The following is a 16,905-nucleotide window of genomic DNA, read 5'->3' as shown; positions in this document are numbered from 1 at the left end:
TCAGATTAAAATCGCATGAAAAAGGTAATATCTGTGCATTTCTTCAATAGAGCTTTATAGGCCTAGCTCTTTTAGCTGTAGAATTAATCTATTCAGTGACTCGAAATAAAACCTATTCAGTGACTCGAAATAAAACCTATTCAGTGACTCGAAATAAAACCTATTGAGTGCAATTAAAGCCTTGTTGTTTTACTAGAATAAATAACTCGAATATAAAACATTCAATGTGAGTTGTTTATTTTATATTGCGTGATATTATCCATCTTATTAGGGACAAAAATATAAGGATATGAATATGTTAAAAATTAAGAATATTGCTTTAGCGACTGCTTTAGCGTCTATATCGTCACTTACACAAGCTGCTGTATTTGATGGTGCCTCTCATTGCTCTGAAGATACAGTTTATAAGTCACAAGCCGTTAATAATCTAGCTGCTTCAATAGGTGATCTAGCTGCACTAAAAGAAGTAACTCTAGAAAAAACTGGTACTACAGAAAATGGCTACTTTACTTTTGATCCTCAATTTTCACGCTCTGAGCGTTATTTCAACTGTAGCATTCCTTTAAATGACACGATTGGTAATTTTGAGCTTAAAGTTCATGGCATTACTGAAGGTTTAAATAGCTCAAACGGCGGCTGCTTAATTTCACGTGTTCGTAAAGTAAGTGATGGCGGGCAAGAGAAGTGGTTTAAGTATGCTACAGGAAAGGGCTTTGACTGGATTGATATTGCTGACACTGCAAATAGCTCAAAGCAGTTTGTATCGTATGTAACAGCTCTTGATAATAATTTTGAAAGTGATGCTGTTCTTAGTTTGAAATGCCGCACTACATGGCAGCACGGCTCTGTTGCTATTGGGCAAATAGAAATCAATAATCAATAATATAATTAAAACTTAGTCCCTAATAATAAGGCTTAGAATCACTTCTAAGCCTTTTTTGTATTTGTTGCTGTTAGGTTAAACTTAGCAACTTAATTAATACCAATCGACTTAAATATCTAACCATTCTAGCGAGCTAAATAAAGCGCTAACTGCGTTATAATTTTTTCAAGTAGAACAACTACATGTCAAAATTTACGCCTTGTTATCACTGTATTTATCTGTCGCTATAAATGGTCATTAACTTAACACGATTGGTATAAGAGCTGTTTTATTTAACAAACACTTATAGCAAGCGCAGTTTAAAAACGCGCTCTTACACCTATACTAAATGAGCGACCTGGAAGTGGTGCTTCGTCTTTTAAGTAAGATGAATGCACGCGCGCTTCTTGATCGGTTAGATTGTCGGCTTTTAAATACAATGTCATGTCAACGTTACCTAAATCAAGGTAATAGTTAGCAGCGGCTGATAGCATGGTATAGCCGTCGGTGGTGGTTTCGTTTGCGGCAATTTTATCTTGCTTACTGTTGCGAGTGACTTCTACTTCAGTGTGCCAATTACCGTATTCATAATGTATTGAAGAACCAACACGTAATGGTGGGATCCTTGGTACGTTACCGCCTTTATCTAGTTTAGCGCGGGTATAATCCGAAAACACATCCAGACGCCATTGTTCGTTTAAGTGCCAGTCAACTTGTGCTTCAAAACCATAGAGTTTAGCATCTCCTTGCGCAAAATTTACCACAGGTAAGCCATCAGTCTCTTCATCTGAAGCTGCACCTGTATCTTGTAATTGATCATAAGCTTGGGAAGTAATAAACTCACCATCACTTAGTACAAGGTTGCTAAAGTCTTCGTAAATATAATCGTTAATTTGGTTCTGGAATATACTGATGCTGGCATTCCAGCTATCAGCGTTATAGCGATATGTAGCGTCTAAGTTGTTTGATACTTCTTTATCCATACTCTGGGCAACTTGAGCCACAGAGTAAGTACCATCACTGTTATTAACAACATCAAAAGCACCGCCTACTTCATATGTGCCTGAGCCTATGTGTGGGCCGTAGGCATAAATTTCTGATGCCGAAGGAGCTCGTTGTGAATATGCATAATTAAATGCTAATGAGTGCTTGTCGTTAATGCTCCAAACTACTCCTGCAGAGCCTGAAACCGCCGTGTAATCTTCATCTGCAAATGAGATACTATTATCGTTTGATAGCTCATCAAAAAATTGGTTATTCACTTTATGGGTTAGTTGCTCCACGCGTGTACCAAGCTGCCACAATAAAGCACCTGTTTGTTTTTCTTCCATTAAAAATGCGGCTAAACTGTCGGTTTTTGTTGGTGGTGTGAAGGCTTCTTCGCCAATCGCTTCAAAATCACTTTTGTTATAATGTAAGCCCATTATACCGTGCCAACCATAAACCGCGCTGTGCTCTGCCCATAGTCTAGACTCGATACTTTCATTTTTAAAAGTAGTGCCTACTTCAGTCCCTTCAATTTCTGAGTGTTGGTAATCAGTATATGCATTTTGCCAATGCAACGATTTTATAAAACCGTCAAGATTATTCCAATCAACAACACCTTGATAGCGGTCTTGTTTTAACTTAATAAATACGCCATCTTCACCCGGTAAACCGTATTCTGAGTCCATTGAGCCATAGGCAAAAGCGACGCGTGTATCGTCAGTGATCCAGCCAGCTCCTAAGTTATAACCGTGTGCATCGATTGCTGAGTTTGAGAGTTTAGTACTGCCACCATGTTCATTAATATCAGCGGGAACAGGTATTTTATAGTCACCGGTATTACGGTTGTAAGCATCAATATGAACAGCAAAGTCGCCCGTTCCGGCATTTAAATCAGTAGATGTTGTTTTTGAATCTGCTACGTTATCGTACTGAGCAAATACTTCTCCAGTAATACCTTGTTGTCTTTCAATGGGGAGGCGGTTATCAACCACATTAACAACGCCGCCAATTGCACCACTACCATAAAGCAAAGTAGCAGGGCCGCGTAATACTTCAATTTGTGTGGCCGTAGAGGTTTCGGTTGATACTTGGTGATCGGGGCCAACGCGTGATGCATCAGATGCGCCTAATCCGTTTTGTACAACCTTGATTCGAGGTCCATCTAATCCTCGGATAATTGGGCTACTGGCAACGGGTCCAAAATAAGAGCTGTGTACACCTGGCACATTTTTTAAGGTTTCGCCAAGGGTTGCTGCTTGGTGCTGATCAAGCTCTTCGCCACTAAGAATTGATACTGGGGTGCTTGATTCAAGTACGGTACGTTTAAGCGGTGAAGCTGTAATAACAATTTTTTCTAAATCGCTTTCATCTTTTTGTATTTGTTTCTCTGCTGCCATTGCGTGTGTACTGATAGCAGTTAATACCGCCAAAACTAATGGTGAATACTTAATTTTCATTGTTTAATCTCTAAAATTTGCACTAAAAATAGCTGCTTACCCAATGGCAAACAGTCTTTATAAAACGGTTTTTTAACAGTGAAATTTAAAGAGTATTCGGCGGATCACGGTTACCTGAAAATGCAACGGTCGCGCTAAATTGAGGAGAGTGTAAGGCTAAAACAGCGCTGTAGCGGTTACTTTCAGGTTCAAATATGCTGGTGGTAGGAGATATTAAATCGTCAAAATCAAACGAACTTATGCAGAGTTGGCACTCTGTGCTGCTTTGTACTGCGTGAACAGTTGAGTGCCACTGTGAAAAAACACTGAACAGCAGTAAAAGCACCATTAAATATTTTAATAGCGTTTTATTGTGTCTGAGTGAGTGTAAATTCATGTGTTTCATCAGGTGATAGTATAACGTTGTTTTTTTTGCAATGTCGAGAGCTGAATAAGTAAAATAATCTGTTTAATTATAAGTTTTTACTTTGTTATTTATAATCAGTGGTTTATGTTTTATTTTGATAAATAAAACCTCTAGATCAGACATCAATCAGGGAATAGGCTGTGCTTTGTTAGTTTGCCATTTTTTTATCAGTTCAACGCTTTTTAACTAAAAGCGATAATTTATAGGCTGTCGTTATGAGTGACAACGTCACTAGCGACATAGACTGAGCAGCCATATTTGATGATTTGATTGCTTGTTAAAGTAGCTTGATTTTTAGGTAATTGTAAAGCGCGAGGTTTGATAGTGTGAAAGGGTTAAATATGAGATTTTGGCATCTTATAGGGCTTTATTAAATGGTATTAAAAAGCCCTAAATTCAAATAATTAATAATTTCAGAGTAACTCTTAGCGACCATCTTCAAATGATGCAGTTGCAGACGCTTTGCTCCAACTTCCATTGGTATAAAGTATCGTTGCTTCCGCTTTGTAAGCTCTAAAAGATCTGATTTCAAATGAACAAGAAGTACCCGAAGTACCACAAGATTTGGCTGCATTGGACCAAATAACGCTATCTATTTCAGAGCCATTGCCGATGACACGAAATACCGCTGTCGCTTTATTTTGACCATAGATCAACGCCATACAGTGATTTGGTGTGTATTGATCATATGCTTGAGTGTCTACATAGCATTCCATTGAACTTGCATTTGCTTGAACAGAAAATACGCTAGCTGCTAGTAAAGTTGCTATTGTTAATACCTTTTTCATTTTTTTGTCCTTATTTATGTTTGTTTTTCAGAAACAACAATACATCATTTTTTAAACAAATAAAGCATTTAGTTAACATTTCTGGTTTGTTAATGATTATTGCCACATCTTATATGTGCTGTGCGGCTTTAATTACTGCGTATTTAGAGATGATATAATAAATTTACTCCAGGCTTTCTATTTAGAGGATGAAGCCTGAAGTCATATTTTTAGCAATAGGATAGTTATCCTATAAATTGATTTATAAAATAACTAGGCTTTGCTCTAACATTGCTTGAATTTGTTTGACTATTTTAGCTTCTGTTTCTGGTTCAAACTGCGCTATACGTGGCGTATGGATATGCCCAGTAGAAATATCTGAATTGAGTTGATCGCGCAGGCGAATACTGCGGTACGAAATTTCGTTAGACAGGTAACCACCGCCGCCGCCTTTTACTGCAATCGCATCTTTTAGTTCAGCTAAAGTTTTAGGTTCAAAGGCTTTTTCGAGTGTAACAACTTTATGATTGTCATTTATCGGAAATGGCCCTTTGGCTTGCTGTATTTGCGTGGCGGGCAAACTGAATTGCACAAACTCACTCCCTGGGAGTGGACGGTCGTTTAAACTTGGAATCAGTGGCGCTTTTGCTGTGCCGCCATAGACAATATTTGCATTGTCGGGGGCGGCTACACTGCGCCGCTTACCTGGAAAGCGCTCAAGATCAAAGTCTTTACTACCCATGCTAACGGTAACTATCATATCTACGTTATTCAGAGCGTAATAGGGGGCGAGTAATTCTTCAATAATACCTTGATCAAAGTCTTCATAGCGAACAGGCACCATCACAGTATTTATTTCAGCGCTGATACCTTGATAAGTAATTACTTGGCCATCGAGTAATAATGCGGCTACACCGGATGGATTACTTTGATTGATGTTTCTATCCAGTAAGAATGGATCAAAGCCAGTTAGTAAAATCTTTTTGGTGGTGTTTTTAGAGTAGGCTAGGTCGGTGCGTCCTCTGCTGCCATTTTCTAGCATTGTTAATAATGCGCTTTGCTCGGCAGTTGTTAATGCAAATTCAGGTTTTGTTGTACGGATTATTTTACTTGAAAGTAGGCGAGCCCAGTAAAGTGCTCTGTCATCGTAGCTTTTAGTGACGGTAATGTGTTGTTTGGCGTTGAGCCAGAGTTGGCTTGAGTAATCATGTAGTAAGTCAGTTGCCTGTTTAAAGTTTCTTAGGCTTTTCCAGCTTTGTTCAAATTGCGCGATATCCTCAGAAAATATATCTAAAACTTGTGGCATAGCGGTTGTGGCTTGCTTAATACGCAGCTCTTCAACCGTTGGGTTAGCGCTAAAAACAGAACCCGAAGAGAAGATTAAGCTTGCGGCTAAAAGTCGTTTGATCATGGTTTTCCTATATAAGCAGTTTTAATAGTTTCAATGCAAAGGCTACTATCGGATGTAGAGCGAGTAAGCGCAAATAAATACGTTGAGTATTGGGTCGTAACTCCCACCTTTAACGTTTAATCAGCCTCTAGAGCCTATTTTCATAAACTGTTATCCTTCACTCATTAAGTTATAACTGAGTAAACAGCATGATTAATGATAACGATGTAATTGACACCCTCGCAGAGCTAGAAGCTTTTTTATTACTGATTGATAATGGTGGATTGGGCTTAAAAAATATAGCCGGTGTGGCACTGGCGACCAATAATACCAATGGTCGCCCGTTTGTAGCTGTACTTGATGATAACCATAAGTTGTTGTTAGGCCGCTGGGTTACACAAGATGTGTTTGAAAACGGTAAAGAGCTTGTTCGTAGTGGGCCTAAAAAGCTACATTAATTTTGGAAAAGCGATTGAAGGCAGCTATTAACTTACTTAGCTTGGGGGGGCCAGCCGAAGTGAGCTTAATTTATACAACATTCATTTTTATAAAAATGCGGAGCATAAAGGCGGGGAGTTTAAAACGTATGCGGGCAATGACAAAGGTCATCTTATAGGCTACCTTTCTGAGCGTAAATTATCAGCTGCTCAATTAAAGCAGGTAAATTGAAGCTGTTACCTGCTTTTATAATATCGAAAATGAATCGCTAGTCTTTTAGTTCAGCTGTTTCGTCTTGCGTTTGAAAGTCTTTAAACAGGTCACCCTGCGGATCCTCGGTATCAAAGACTGCATTGTTTTCTTCATATTCATCATCAATTTCATCGACCACCAACATTTGCTCGTGGGCAGTCGTTTCTTCTATTCGTGGATCCATGGTCGCAGCCAGTGGCGAGTTGGTAACGTCTGATGTGCCTACAACGTAATCACTCGACTCCGGTTGTTCTACTTTTTGTTTCGAATTAATGTAAGTGAGTAATAAGTACATTATCACCGTTAATAGTGCGATGGAGGCATAAAGGGCTTGGTGACCAAAATAGGTCATAACTTGTGCATTGGCAGTTGAACCAAGTGCTGCACCGGCTCCAAAAACAACTAATAACGCAGATGACACGCCAACGCGCTCTTCATCTTCAACGCGTGAATTAGCTAAGGCTGAGGATAATGGATATAAAGTAAAGGCGAACAAGCCAAACATAAAAGTGAGTGCAAAGGCGAGTGTTTGCGTAATAGGTAGCAAAAATAAAGCCAAGCTAACTACACCAATCGCAACCGCATTGGTGCGGATCAACACGCTACGACGTATTTTATCCGACAATATCCCCATTGGCCATTGCGCGATCAGACCTGCAAAAATAGTGGCAGACATAAAAATGGCAATTTCTGACGAATTAAACCCAGATGACTTGGCAAATGTTGGTGCAAGGCCGTAAAAGCTGCCATTTATAATACCCGCAAAGTGAACAGCTGTAAGTGATTGCGGTACTTTTTTAAAGTAGTCAAACAGACTGACTTGAATTGGTTTTAATGGCTTGGGGTGAATCCTACGAGTGATTGAAATAGGAATAATGCCAATTGCCAGTGCCATGCACACTAAAAATAGTGGTGCATAGCCAAGCTCTGGGAATTCGGCTAATGCAAATTGACCTAAAATCATACCCAGATAAGAGGTGATCATATAAAACGAAAACACTCGCCCGCGAGACTCTGGTGCAGCTTGTTCGTTGAGCCAGCTTTCGAGCACCATGTAGTTACACATCATACCAAGGCCTACAAATAGTCGCAGGGCTAACCATAAATAAATATTATCGCTAACGCCGTGTGCTGCAACGCAGGCTAAAACAGCGGCGGTACTGGCTGCAAAGGTCCTAATATGGCCGACCGATTTAATAAGGTGATAACCAAGCTTTGAGCCAAGCAACAAACCCATGTAATAACATGAGGTCATTAACCCGATCCAAAAGGTCGAGATGCCATTTTTCCCTAAATAGAGGGCTAAATAGGTGGTGAGTAAACCGGTGCCAATAATTAAAAATAGATTAGCAAAATACAGCGAAGGAAATGATTTCATTTAAATGCAAATAGTTAGCCTAGACAAGTTGATACTAGAGTAACTAAATGTATTTTCCAAGTAGTAAATGGGTTGTTGGGTCGTTCTACTATTAACTATATTCTGATTAGTATTGAGTACTAAGCATTTATTACTTGGTTTTTTAGCGAATGTTATGGTGGCGCTTGCAGTAAAATAGACACGTTATGGTTTAGTGTGCAATAAAGTCACTCATCAATCTAATGGATACGCTATTACTATGATTTGTATTAATTTATCGATACACAAGTAGTAAGTGTGAGGTGTTTATTGCTACACTGAATTACCTAATTTAGCGAAGTCTCAATGAAACTAATGAAAAAAATAGTTATCACTTTATTTATTATGTTGGCACTGAGTGCTTGCAGTAAGCCAATACCCGCAGATAAGTTTGCTTATATAGGTTATTGGCAAGGTCCTGGCATGTATCTAGAAATACTCCCAGATGGAACTTTTGACTATCAACGAGGTGGAACTTCTATTTCATCATCCGTTGATGAGTTTGATGGCGATAATTTCTTAGTTGATATGCTTATAATGAATACAACTTTTGAGGTTTCGCAACCACCATTTTTTAGCGATGGGCAGTGGTCAATGGTTGTTGATGGAGTAAGATTAACAAGGACGGATGACTAACTTACTCTGCGTTTATGTTAACTACTATAAAATAAACTAATTGGTATCGGTGATTCATAATGATAATAACAGCGTTTCATAGCTTAACAGCGTTCTGTGTACTGACTTTCTTTGTGTTTAGCCACTTAGCTATTGCTCAGCAAGTTGATGGTTTTCAGCATACATTGATTGATGGTAAGCCTTCACTTCGTGGTTCGGCGATATTTGATCAATCGTTGTGGGTCACAGGTACCAATAATAGTGTATGGGTGAGTCAAGATGGCGGTAAACATTGGCATGATCGCAGTGTAAAAAGCAGCATAAATAATGATTTTCGTGATATTGCGGTGTTTGATACGCAAACCGCGATTGTAATGAGTGTTGGCTCAGGTAAACAGTCTTCATTATATAAAACAACAGATGCAGGTAAAAGTTGGCAATTATTGTTACAGAATCAGGATCAGGCAGGTTTTTTTGATTCAATTGCATTTTGGGATCAAGACAATGGTTTATTAATGGGTGATCCTGTCGATGGTTATTATGTAGTTAAACGTACACAAGATGGCGGCAAAACATGGACACGAACCGATAAAGTAAATTTACCTAGCTTAATACCTTCAGAGTCCGCATTTGCCGCCAGTGGTAATACACTCATTGTAGGAAAAGATAATCAAGCATGGTTAACAACGGGTGGAAAGTCGGCTTCTGTTTATCACTCAAATGATGGTGGACTATTTTGGCTAAGGAAAAGTGTTCCTTTGTATCGTAGCGCGGATACTGCTGGTGGTTATGGTCTGGCTTTGAATAGTGATGATGATTTATTTGTTGTTGGTGGTGATTACCTGCAACGTGACAAAAACTATCCAAATATGGCACGGTATGACGTTACAAAAAATCGTTGGAAACATGTTAAATCGGGTGACCGTGGACTAAGAAGTGCGATGGCATGTAACGCATTCGCTTGCATTGCAACGGGTAAAACAGGCAGTGACATTTCATACGATCAAGGAAATACGTGGCAACCACTTGCTAATCCAAAATATGATAATACCGGCTATTTTACATTAAGCGCCAGTAATGCTCGTTTTTTATTTGCAGGTTCTGAGGGCAAAGTAGCTGTTTTAATAATACCGACTGAATAATTAGTTTGATTAAAGAGTCACTAGTGCTTAAAGGCTTTATTTTTCAGAGGTTATCGGCTTTTATCGCTGATTTAGCCTACTTTAGCGCGTTGTTATGGCATCACACTTTTGGCTATAGTAAGTTTAGATTGAAAATTCATCAATAAAAACATAGTTAAACTAACTATGAAGGTACTTTATGAAAAATAATAAAATGACAAAATTTATAGGGTTATTTTGCTGTTTAATTTTTGCAAGCTTCATACAAGCAGAAGAAAATAAGCAGGAAGATAAAAGAGCTGAATATATTCGCTCTCATTATGCTAAATACGAGTACCAAATACCAATGCGCGATGGTACTAAATTATTTACAGCGGTTTATGTACCTTATGATAAATCAAGTAAATATCCAATCATGATGCAACGCACGCCGTATCGTGTTGCTCCCTATGGTGTAGATAAGTATAAAGCCAAGTTAGGGCCCAGTGAGATTTTTGAAGAAGAAGGGTTTATTTTTGTTTTTCAAGATGTTCGCGGTAAGTTTATGTCTGAGGGTAGCTATGTAAATATGCGTCCTCAAGATGCCGGAGACAAAGGTGGTAAAGCGGTTGATGATGCAACCGATACTTACGATACCATTGACTGGCTAGTTAAAAATATCCCAAACAACAATGGCAAAGTAGGCATGTGGGGCACCTCTTATCCTGGTTACTACACGTCGGTGGCTGCAATTAATAGTCACAAAGCATTAAAAGCGATTTCACCACAGGCTCCTATTGCTAACTGGTTTTATGATGACTTTCATCGCAACGGAGCTTTTTCAACACCAATGGCATTTATCTTTTTCGATACCTTTGATAAACAACGGGAAGGTCAGTTTGCTTATTGGCCTGAAGGAATGGATTCTACAACACCCGATGGCTATGAATTTTTCCGTAAATTAGGCCCGCTTTCAAACGTAAATAGAAAATATTTTAATGGCGAGCGTCCTTTTTGGAATGAATTAACTGAGCATCCTAATTATGATGAGTTTTGGCAAAAGCGTGATGTTTTGCAACATCTTGATAATGTAAAGCCAGCGACACTAATTGTCGGTGGGTGGTATGACACTGAAGACTTGTATGGGCCATTAGCGACCTATCAAAAAATGTCTAAGCACAATAAAAAAGATAATGTACATATCATTATGGGCCCTTGGTATCACGGTCAGTGGAATCGCGGAGAAGGCGACAAAATGGGCGAAGCTAATTTTGGCTTTGATACCAGTGAGTGGTTCCAAGAGCATATATTACTGCCATTTTTTAAGCATAATTTAAAAGGCACTAAAGAAGCGTCTTTAGCGAAAGCGACGATTTTTGAAACGGGTGCAAACAGATGGCGTGAGTTTGATACTTGGCCGCCAAAAGAAACGAGCGATGTGACGCTTTATCTTGGTAACAACGAGCAATTATTAACTTCAACAGATAAGCAAGGTGGTTCGAGCGATTATATTAGCGACCCTAATAAACCCGTGCCACACTCTGCACATACAAGTCGAGGTTGGGATCGACCTTATATGGCTGAAGATCAGCGTTTTACAGCTCGACGTACCGATGTATTAGTATTTAATAGTGATGTAGCTAAAGAAGATCAAACTATTGCAGGTGCTATAGATCTAAACTTGTATGTTTCTACCAGCCAAAGTGCAGCGGACTTTGTAGTAAAACTAGTTGATGTATTTCCTGGTATGGATGAATCCACTAACAAAGTTGATGAAGCCACAGGTAACCGCCACGAATTAGTTAGATGGGGCATTATTCGTGGTCGTTTTAGAGACAGCATGAGTGAGCCCAAACCATTTGAGGCAAATAAACCCACTTTAGTTAATTTTGAATTACTGGATGTTTTACATACCATTAAACGCGGGCACAAGTTACAGATTCAAGTTCAAAGTAGCATGTTTCCATTTATGGATATGAACCCACAAAAGTATGTTGATAATATCTTTAAAGCCAAGGCTGAAGATTTCGTAAAAGCGCAACATAAACTTTACCATAGTGAGCAATACCCAAGTTCGATTTCATTTAAAGTTATAGGGCACTAGTTAAATTGTAGCTACTGCTCTTGAATGAGAAACAAATAATAATTGCCAGCTGATAAATATGTTTATCAGCTGGTGGTTATTAACTGTAGTAGCACCTACCTGATCTTAAAGTTTTGACACACCGGTTTATATTTCATCTGATAGACAGTTGTGAGCTGTATGCAGATATTGGTATAAGTTAAATTTAGCCCCACCGCCATAAATATTTTAATTTTGCCCGATAACATTATTCACTGCTGTTTTGATGCAAAATAACAAGCCTTGATTTTAGCTATTTTAATTACTTGTTTACAAAGGTAATTATTAATAGAATTATCAGAGTATGTAATATAGGCCGTTTTGAGGTGTTATAAGCCACCAAAATGGTGTTCAATAAGACGTTAGGCGTAAAGGGAGTTTCAACAATGTTTGGTAAAAATTCAACGATTCGAAAGTATAAATACAAACTTCGTCCCGCATTAGCTAAAAGGTATGGCGGTTCAGCAACGTATGCCAAAGGTCAAGTTGATAAAACCATTGATGAAATGGGCTTTGATAAAAGGCATATTCATTATGCATATTTAATGTATTGTGATGTTGCAACTTTCAAAGCTAATACACCTGTTAATGAATCTAGCGAGTCAATGAACAATACAATTACTTCCGTAACTGGAGTTGGGCTTTTTGGTGCTCTATTTGGTTCTTCACATTATGGCGGAGGGGGTGATGGAGGTTTTTCTAGCAGCGACTCTGGTGGCGGTGACTGATTTATGCACAACACATATAGGCGCGTTACGCAGTAATCTCTTATTGTGATTTCATCGCAGCCAGTTTTTTCCCGTATCCTTTTGGGATCGCTGAGGCACTTCGACTAAATGGATTTAGAAGGTAGAGCGAAGCAGGATGCCAGAGCCGAGACATTCATCAGTTAACCTGATCATGGCATTATTCAAGGCTGCTGGCTTCATTATTGGTAAAAGCATAAACAGTTGCCCTTACGTGGATAAATAGAAGTGAATGCCTTCACGTCATTCTGCGGCAACTGTATTGCCTTGTTCATAATCTAGAAAAACTGCAAAACACGACGCACTAATTAGTGTGAGCCATTACCACCTCAAATAAGCCACTCAAACACCTGCAATACCTTCCAAAACGCCATTAAAGCAACAGCAAATCCTCTTTTTATATTTCACATGAAATAGAAGTAAACGATTGAATCAAAATAGGAACTCGGCTATGGTTAATGCATCAATAAAAATAAATTAAAAACGAGTAATTCTACAGGCTCGTTAGTTCTTCGTGAGAAATCGTATGAAATTAGCGATCGGAAACATAGTTTTTACTAAAGTGAAAAGTGAATACGATGAAGACTGGTATGATTGGCTTTCTTCGGAATTATCGATCCCTTTTCTGAACAACTCAAAGCTTCAGATAAGACTTGATTTCAATGATCAAGAATTAGATGAATTCAAATCTGAATTAGAGAAAACACTAAATAATACATTGGCTCTGGACAAAGATGACAGAGAATATCTCAAGGAGCACCTATTCGCATACTATAGAGACTTTGTCTTAGACGTCGGAGAAGAGTGCCTTGAAGATATGCCAGCTCAGGAGAATGAAGATGATATATTTGAGTTCGTACATATATCATCTTTATCAATTAGCAGAAGCTCTATAACTGAGGAATTTTTCTGTCAATTTACAGGTGGATGCGATTGGGAGATTGAACATGGGATTTCTATATCTTTTAAGGACGGGAAGAATCTAGCTAAAGTTGGGGGTTGTGGACACATAAATAACTCTGATGCTTACGCGGATAAATCCATGGATAAGTATATTTATTATGGCAATATCGTCAAAACATATGCAGCGGAATAGCACTAACAAGCGGTTGTAATCTGACCTCGGCAGTTGAGCCGGGAGTTGGTATGACTCCTACTTTTAAGTTAAACACACTGATCCTGTACTAGATCGAGTCAATATTAGCCCTGAGAACTGGTTAAAACTGATAACGCAGTTTACTCGTGTATTCCATGGTGCAGTCGGTCGACTATCTTCACAGACGAGCTATTGTGAAAGCTTAGGCTGGAAACGACGAGCGAACCTTAGTAACAGTGAAAGTTATTAGCCTAGCGCTGAATATCATTAATTAAACATTCACACTGCAACAATGCAATTATTTGGCTGTCTGTAATTAAAATTTTGATTCCGATAATCAGTTTTTATAAGTATTTTAAGCGTGGAAATATTTAGGTTTTTAGCTACACGGCAAGTTTTGTGGTTCAATTTTGAGAGATAAATTAAAGTGGGTATCTACATAAAATCCTTCTTAAAACACCTGTAATACCTTCCAAAACGGCAATTAAAGCAACAGCAAATCCTCTTTTTATATTTCACATGAAATAGAAGTAAACGATTGAATCAAAATAGGAGCTCAGCTATGGTTTAACCATCAATAAACATAAATTAAAAACGAGTTAATCTAAAGGCTTGTTAAATATTACAGTGGAATAAACTATGGCTACACATTTGGTTTCAGAAGTGCAACATCTTGATAGAAACCCACCAGAAATTCACTACCTAATGTTGGAAGAAAGTGATAATAAATATTATTTTCGAGCAGGTGAAGTCATTGGCAGAGGTGTCGCAAGTGGAGGAGGAGAAGCTAAATTCGATATAAGCTCACTTTTGAAAATGAATGGTTATGAAACGTTTTTAAGAGATACTGATTGCGAATGGATGCACGAAATTCTAATAAACGAAAACACAACAGAAAACGAAAAATACTTAAAAGTATTAAATCGGTGCAAATTGAAAAATATTAATATTTAACAAATTGCTCCACTCCAAAAATGCAGCTGAGCAAGGCGTTGAGGCTTTTTGAGAACGATATGACATCCACTGCATTCAAAAAATTAGATGATTTCCTTAACAAGAGCGATCACGAATCAATGGATTGGTGTGATGGCGGGGAGTCCGAAATGGCTGAAAAGCTTATCGAAAAATTTGACGAGCAAGATTGGAAAACACTTAGCGAAGTATCGCAAAACAGAAGTCTTCAATGGCAGGGCTGCTTGGTCAGTATTTTATGTCCTCAGTACGGAGCAGTTGCTCAATATATTCTCGTTAAAATGACAGGTAGCAAAAATCCCGACATTGCGTTTGCAGCGATGTATGCGATCTCATTTTACTGCGGTATAAACGCAAATTCTGCAGGGCCTTTTATAGATGACTGTATTGTACATGAAGAGTTTAGAGCCAAGCTTAGATTGAACTCAGAGTTTTTGGCATCCATTCCCCAAGTAGGTAATTTGGTGGGGCGTAATTATGAACTGTTACAAAGCATTCTACGCGGCAAGCCATAACAAAGAGCTGCTAACAAGGCGTATGAGGTAGCATCTTGCTTTTTGCTACTTTTTGTTTGAATGACCGAAATGACGCATATGCGACTGTCAGATTTGATTGAATCCCACTAACCAAATCTGACAGTTCAAGGTAAGGTTTATTCATATAACGATTTTGAACATTACCTCTTAAACCCCAGCTGTGGTTTAAATTTGCTGGTTTATACACTCTCTAATTTCATTCAAGGTGGTTTCTTTTACTAATTTACCGTCTTGAAAAACAACCTCTAGCAGTCCTTGTGCTTCTTCTTGCTCGGTTACGTCATCAAACAAGGTGAGCTCGCCATTGACTCGCTCTATTTTTAAGAGCCCTTTTGCTGATTTTTTCTTTGCATCAGTTTTAGGATCTTTAAAAATAGCTAAGCGTTCACCAGCTTTGACTACGCTCGTTGCTTTTACTGCTGAGCCATGTGTATCGCGAGTCACATATTGGTAGCTGTAAGAGCCAATACCTAATACGACTTTTGATGCAAAGCCTTTATCCATCAACCTTTGTAAAATTTGGCGTTGACGGGTTAGCGTTATAGCATCACCATAAATAGCGCCAATGTGTTCATCAAGTAGCTTGTAGCCTTTTGGCGTTGTGGTGCCACCAAATATACCCCATAAACATTCGATGAGCCCTTTTACTTCACATTCCATCAGTTCAATGGTGTTGTTATCTTCAAAGCCAAAATATTGGCCATTAAAACGGTATGCCTCAAAACCTTTTTGTAATACTTCTTTTTCAGCTTCATCTTGAGTGGTGAATAGTTCACTGTAATCAGATACCGGTGAAACAGTATATCCAGTGAGTACTTTAACCGGATCACCTGAGTCTGGGCGTATAACTAACGTGCCGTCGCGCGCCATGATTTCGTTTTTTAATTGTGGTAAGTAATCAGTTACTAACGTCCAAAAGTCCCAGGTATCAGAAACAACGCTTAAAATTCCTTTTGGTGACTGCTCTTTCATTAAGTATTTGAAAAACTCAATTTCACCTTCCATGATCCATGAGCACGTAACCGAATGTTCTGTTGCATCAACAGAGCAACCTACAAGCTCGTTATCTACATTAGCGCCGTAATATTTTTCGGCAAATAAAACAGCAGGAATGGTGTCTGTGCCTACCAGTCCTGATGCTAAATGACCAAAACCACTCATAGCGGCAGCATGTTTGCCGAACATCCCTCTAAAGCTAAAGTCATGCCCTTGGAAAGGTACAAACTCCATAGGCATTGCTGTTTTTTGTGCAAATTCTTTAAATACTTTTAAATAGGCAACAGAGGTTGTGGTACTTGTTTGGATTGGCCAGTTTTCGCAGCTTAGTACCGTTTCAATCATATTTGTTAACCATTGAAAACCGGCTTTAGTATTGACGATTGTCATAGGCGGAACTAAATAAGGGACTAGCGTTCCCTCTGGTAATGCTTTTATTTTCAATGGTAAATAACCTAAGTCATGTAAGTCTTCTAAATACTTTACATCAACAGTATAACCAAGCATTGAGCTCATAATACGTTTGTGATTAGCAACTGCTGTTGCCTTATCCACTTTGAAAAACTCATTCCATTCTTCTAAAAGGTAGCTTTTAATAAAGTACTGTAGACCAACAAACGCCACTTTATCGTTATTTTCTATGTTACTAAGCTTTCCGCTTCTTGATGTGAAGTTTGCATATACTTCACTTACGTCAGGGTGATAGGCGCGGCTATGGAATTCTTTATAAACATCTTTTTGCATACTTGCAGCTATAATAGTCATGG

General features: G+C 38.6%; 14 protein-coding genes and 1 pseudogene. 10 read left to right on the top strand and 5 right to left on the bottom strand.

Going from position 1 to position 16,905, the window contains the following annotated elements:
- Positions 1-295: 295 nt before the first annotated feature.
- Complete coding sequence (locus tag FW757_RS09425; RefSeq protein WP_149982743.1) at positions 296-883, top strand: hypothetical protein; 588 nt, start codon at positions 296-298, stop codon at positions 881-883.
- A gap of 299 nt (positions 884-1,182) precedes the next feature.
- On the opposite strand, the gene FW757_RS09420 is transcribed toward FW757_RS09425, so the two are convergent.
- The 3 genes from FW757_RS09420 to FW757_RS09410 form a co-directional block, all read right to left on the bottom strand.
- Entirely contained in the window at positions 1,183-3,306 is a 2,124-nt protein-coding gene (locus FW757_RS09420) for a TonB-dependent receptor (protein WP_404699613.1), read from the bottom strand.
- An 831-nt stretch (positions 3,307-4,137) separates the two neighbouring features.
- Positions 4,138-4,500 carry a hypothetical protein gene (locus tag FW757_RS09415; protein WP_446441146.1) on the bottom strand — a complete coding sequence of 121 codons (363 nt, stop codon included), beginning with the start codon at positions 4,498-4,500 and terminating at the stop codon, positions 4,138-4,140.
- Between the two features lie 241 nt (positions 4,501-4,741).
- Entirely contained in the window at positions 4,742-5,890 is a 1,149-nt protein-coding gene (locus tag FW757_RS09410) for a hypothetical protein (RefSeq protein ID WP_446441145.1), read from the bottom strand.
- Positions 5,891-6,078: 188 nt separating this feature from the next.
- On the opposite strand from FW757_RS09410, the gene FW757_RS09405 reads away from it, so the two are divergent.
- Both FW757_RS09405 and FW757_RS09400 read left to right on the top strand, forming a co-directional pair.
- Complete coding sequence (locus FW757_RS09405; protein ID WP_149982739.1) at positions 6,079-6,327, top strand: hypothetical protein; 249 nt, start codon at positions 6,079-6,081, stop codon at positions 6,325-6,327.
- A 70-nt stretch (positions 6,328-6,397) separates the two neighbouring features.
- A pseudogene (locus tag FW757_RS09400) lies at positions 6,398-6,538 on the top strand (delta-class carbonic anhydrase); the annotation flags it as partial.
- A 37-nt stretch (positions 6,539-6,575) separates the two neighbouring features.
- On the opposite strand, the gene FW757_RS09395 reads toward FW757_RS09400, so the two are convergent.
- A complete protein-coding gene (locus FW757_RS09395; RefSeq protein ID WP_446441144.1) occupies positions 6,576-7,937 on the bottom strand; it encodes an MFS transporter in 1,362 nt (453 codons plus the stop codon).
- A gap of 333 nt (positions 7,938-8,270) precedes the next feature.
- Between FW757_RS09395 and FW757_RS09390 the strand changes: the two genes are divergently transcribed.
- The 7 genes from FW757_RS09390 to FW757_RS09360 all read left to right on the top strand — a co-directional run bounded on the left by FW757_RS09390 (position 8,271) and on the right by FW757_RS09360 (position 15,121).
- Positions 8,271-8,591 (top strand): membrane lipoprotein lipid attachment site-containing protein, encoded by a 321-nt coding sequence (locus FW757_RS09390; RefSeq protein WP_182719567.1) that lies wholly within the window; start codon positions 8,271-8,273, stop codon positions 8,589-8,591.
- Positions 8,592-8,650: 59 nt separating this feature from the next.
- The gene (locus FW757_RS09385; RefSeq protein ID WP_182719564.1) at positions 8,651-9,712 is read left to right on the top strand and encodes a WD40/YVTN/BNR-like repeat-containing protein; all 1,062 of its coding nucleotides are present in this window, start codon (positions 8,651-8,653) and stop codon (positions 9,710-9,712) included.
- Between the two features lie 178 nt (positions 9,713-9,890).
- Positions 9,891-11,774 (top strand): CocE/NonD family hydrolase, encoded by a 1,884-nt coding sequence (locus FW757_RS09380; RefSeq protein ID WP_259398583.1) that lies wholly within the window; start codon positions 9,891-9,893, stop codon positions 11,772-11,774.
- 404 nt (positions 11,775-12,178) lie between these two features.
- Complete coding sequence (locus tag FW757_RS09375) at positions 12,179-12,520, top strand: DUF6559 family protein (RefSeq protein ID WP_182719565.1); 342 nt, start codon at positions 12,179-12,181, stop codon at positions 12,518-12,520.
- Positions 12,521-13,064: 544 nt separating this feature from the next.
- Positions 13,065-13,634, top strand: coding sequence for a DUF6985 domain-containing protein (locus tag FW757_RS09370; RefSeq protein ID WP_182717984.1), 570 nt, complete (start codon positions 13,065-13,067; stop codon positions 13,632-13,634).
- A 639-nt stretch (positions 13,635-14,273) separates the two neighbouring features.
- Complete coding sequence (locus FW757_RS09365; RefSeq protein WP_182717985.1) at positions 14,274-14,588, top strand: hypothetical protein; 315 nt, start codon at positions 14,274-14,276, stop codon at positions 14,586-14,588.
- 59 nt (positions 14,589-14,647) lie between these two features.
- Positions 14,648-15,121 (top strand): hypothetical protein, encoded by a 474-nt coding sequence (locus tag FW757_RS09360; RefSeq protein WP_182717986.1) that lies wholly within the window; start codon positions 14,648-14,650, stop codon positions 15,119-15,121.
- A 186-nt stretch (positions 15,122-15,307) separates the two neighbouring features.
- Here the strand turns inward: FW757_RS09360 and FW757_RS09355 are convergent, their stop codons facing one another.
- Positions 15,308-16,903: a nicotinate phosphoribosyltransferase gene (locus FW757_RS09355; protein WP_404699616.1), complete on the bottom strand. Its 1,596-nt coding sequence runs from the start codon at positions 16,901-16,903 to the stop codon at positions 15,308-15,310.
- Between the last annotated feature and the right edge of the window lie 2 nt (positions 16,904-16,905).

It is taken from the genome of Pseudoalteromonas sp. 1181_04, from assembly GCF_052850545.1.
Note: the sequence above shows the minus strand (reverse complement) of the source record. Positions and strands in the feature narration are given on the sequence as shown.

What these genes read in the sequence shown, in the direction of transcription:
- FW757_RS09365 (WP_182717985.1), top strand. Translation starts at nt 14,274, where the DNA reads ATGGCTACACATTTGGTTTCAGAAGTGCAACATCTTGATAGAAACCCA.
- FW757_RS09405 (WP_149982739.1), top strand. Translation starts at nt 6,079, where the DNA reads ATGATTAATGATAACGATGTAATTGACACCCTCGCAGAGCTAGAAGCT.
- FW757_RS09415 (WP_446441146.1), bottom strand. Translation starts at nt 4,500, where the DNA reads ATGAAAAAGGTATTAACAATAGCAACTTTACTAGCAGCTAGCGTATTT.
- FW757_RS09355 (WP_404699616.1), bottom strand. Translation starts at nt 16,903, where the DNA reads ATGACTATTATAGCTGCAAGTATGCAAAAAGATGTTTATAAAGAATTC.
- FW757_RS09395 (WP_446441144.1), bottom strand. Translation starts at nt 7,937, where the DNA reads ATGAAATCATTTCCTTCGCTGTATTTTGCTAATCTATTTTTAATTATT.
- FW757_RS09370 (WP_182717984.1), top strand. Translation starts at nt 13,065, where the DNA reads ATGAAATTAGCGATCGGAAACATAGTTTTTACTAAAGTGAAAAGTGAA.
- FW757_RS09375 (WP_182719565.1), top strand. Translation starts at nt 12,179, where the DNA reads ATGTTTGGTAAAAATTCAACGATTCGAAAGTATAAATACAAACTTCGT.
- FW757_RS09390 (WP_182719567.1), top strand. Translation starts at nt 8,271, where the DNA reads ATGAAAAAAATAGTTATCACTTTATTTATTATGTTGGCACTGAGTGCT.
- FW757_RS09360 (WP_182717986.1), top strand. Translation starts at nt 14,648, where the DNA reads ATGACATCCACTGCATTCAAAAAATTAGATGATTTCCTTAACAAGAGC.
- FW757_RS09420 (WP_404699613.1), bottom strand. Translation starts at nt 3,306, where the DNA reads ATGAAAATTAAGTATTCACCATTAGTTTTGGCGGTATTAACTGCTATC.
- FW757_RS09410 (WP_446441145.1), bottom strand. Translation starts at nt 5,890, where the DNA reads ATGATCAAACGACTTTTAGCCGCAAGCTTAATCTTCTCTTCGGGTTCT.
- FW757_RS09380 (WP_259398583.1), top strand. Translation starts at nt 9,891, where the DNA reads ATGAAAAATAATAAAATGACAAAATTTATAGGGTTATTTTGCTGTTTA.
- FW757_RS09425 (WP_149982743.1), top strand. Translation starts at nt 296, where the DNA reads ATGTTAAAAATTAAGAATATTGCTTTAGCGACTGCTTTAGCGTCTATA.
- FW757_RS09385 (WP_182719564.1), top strand. Translation starts at nt 8,651, where the DNA reads ATGATAATAACAGCGTTTCATAGCTTAACAGCGTTCTGTGTACTGACT.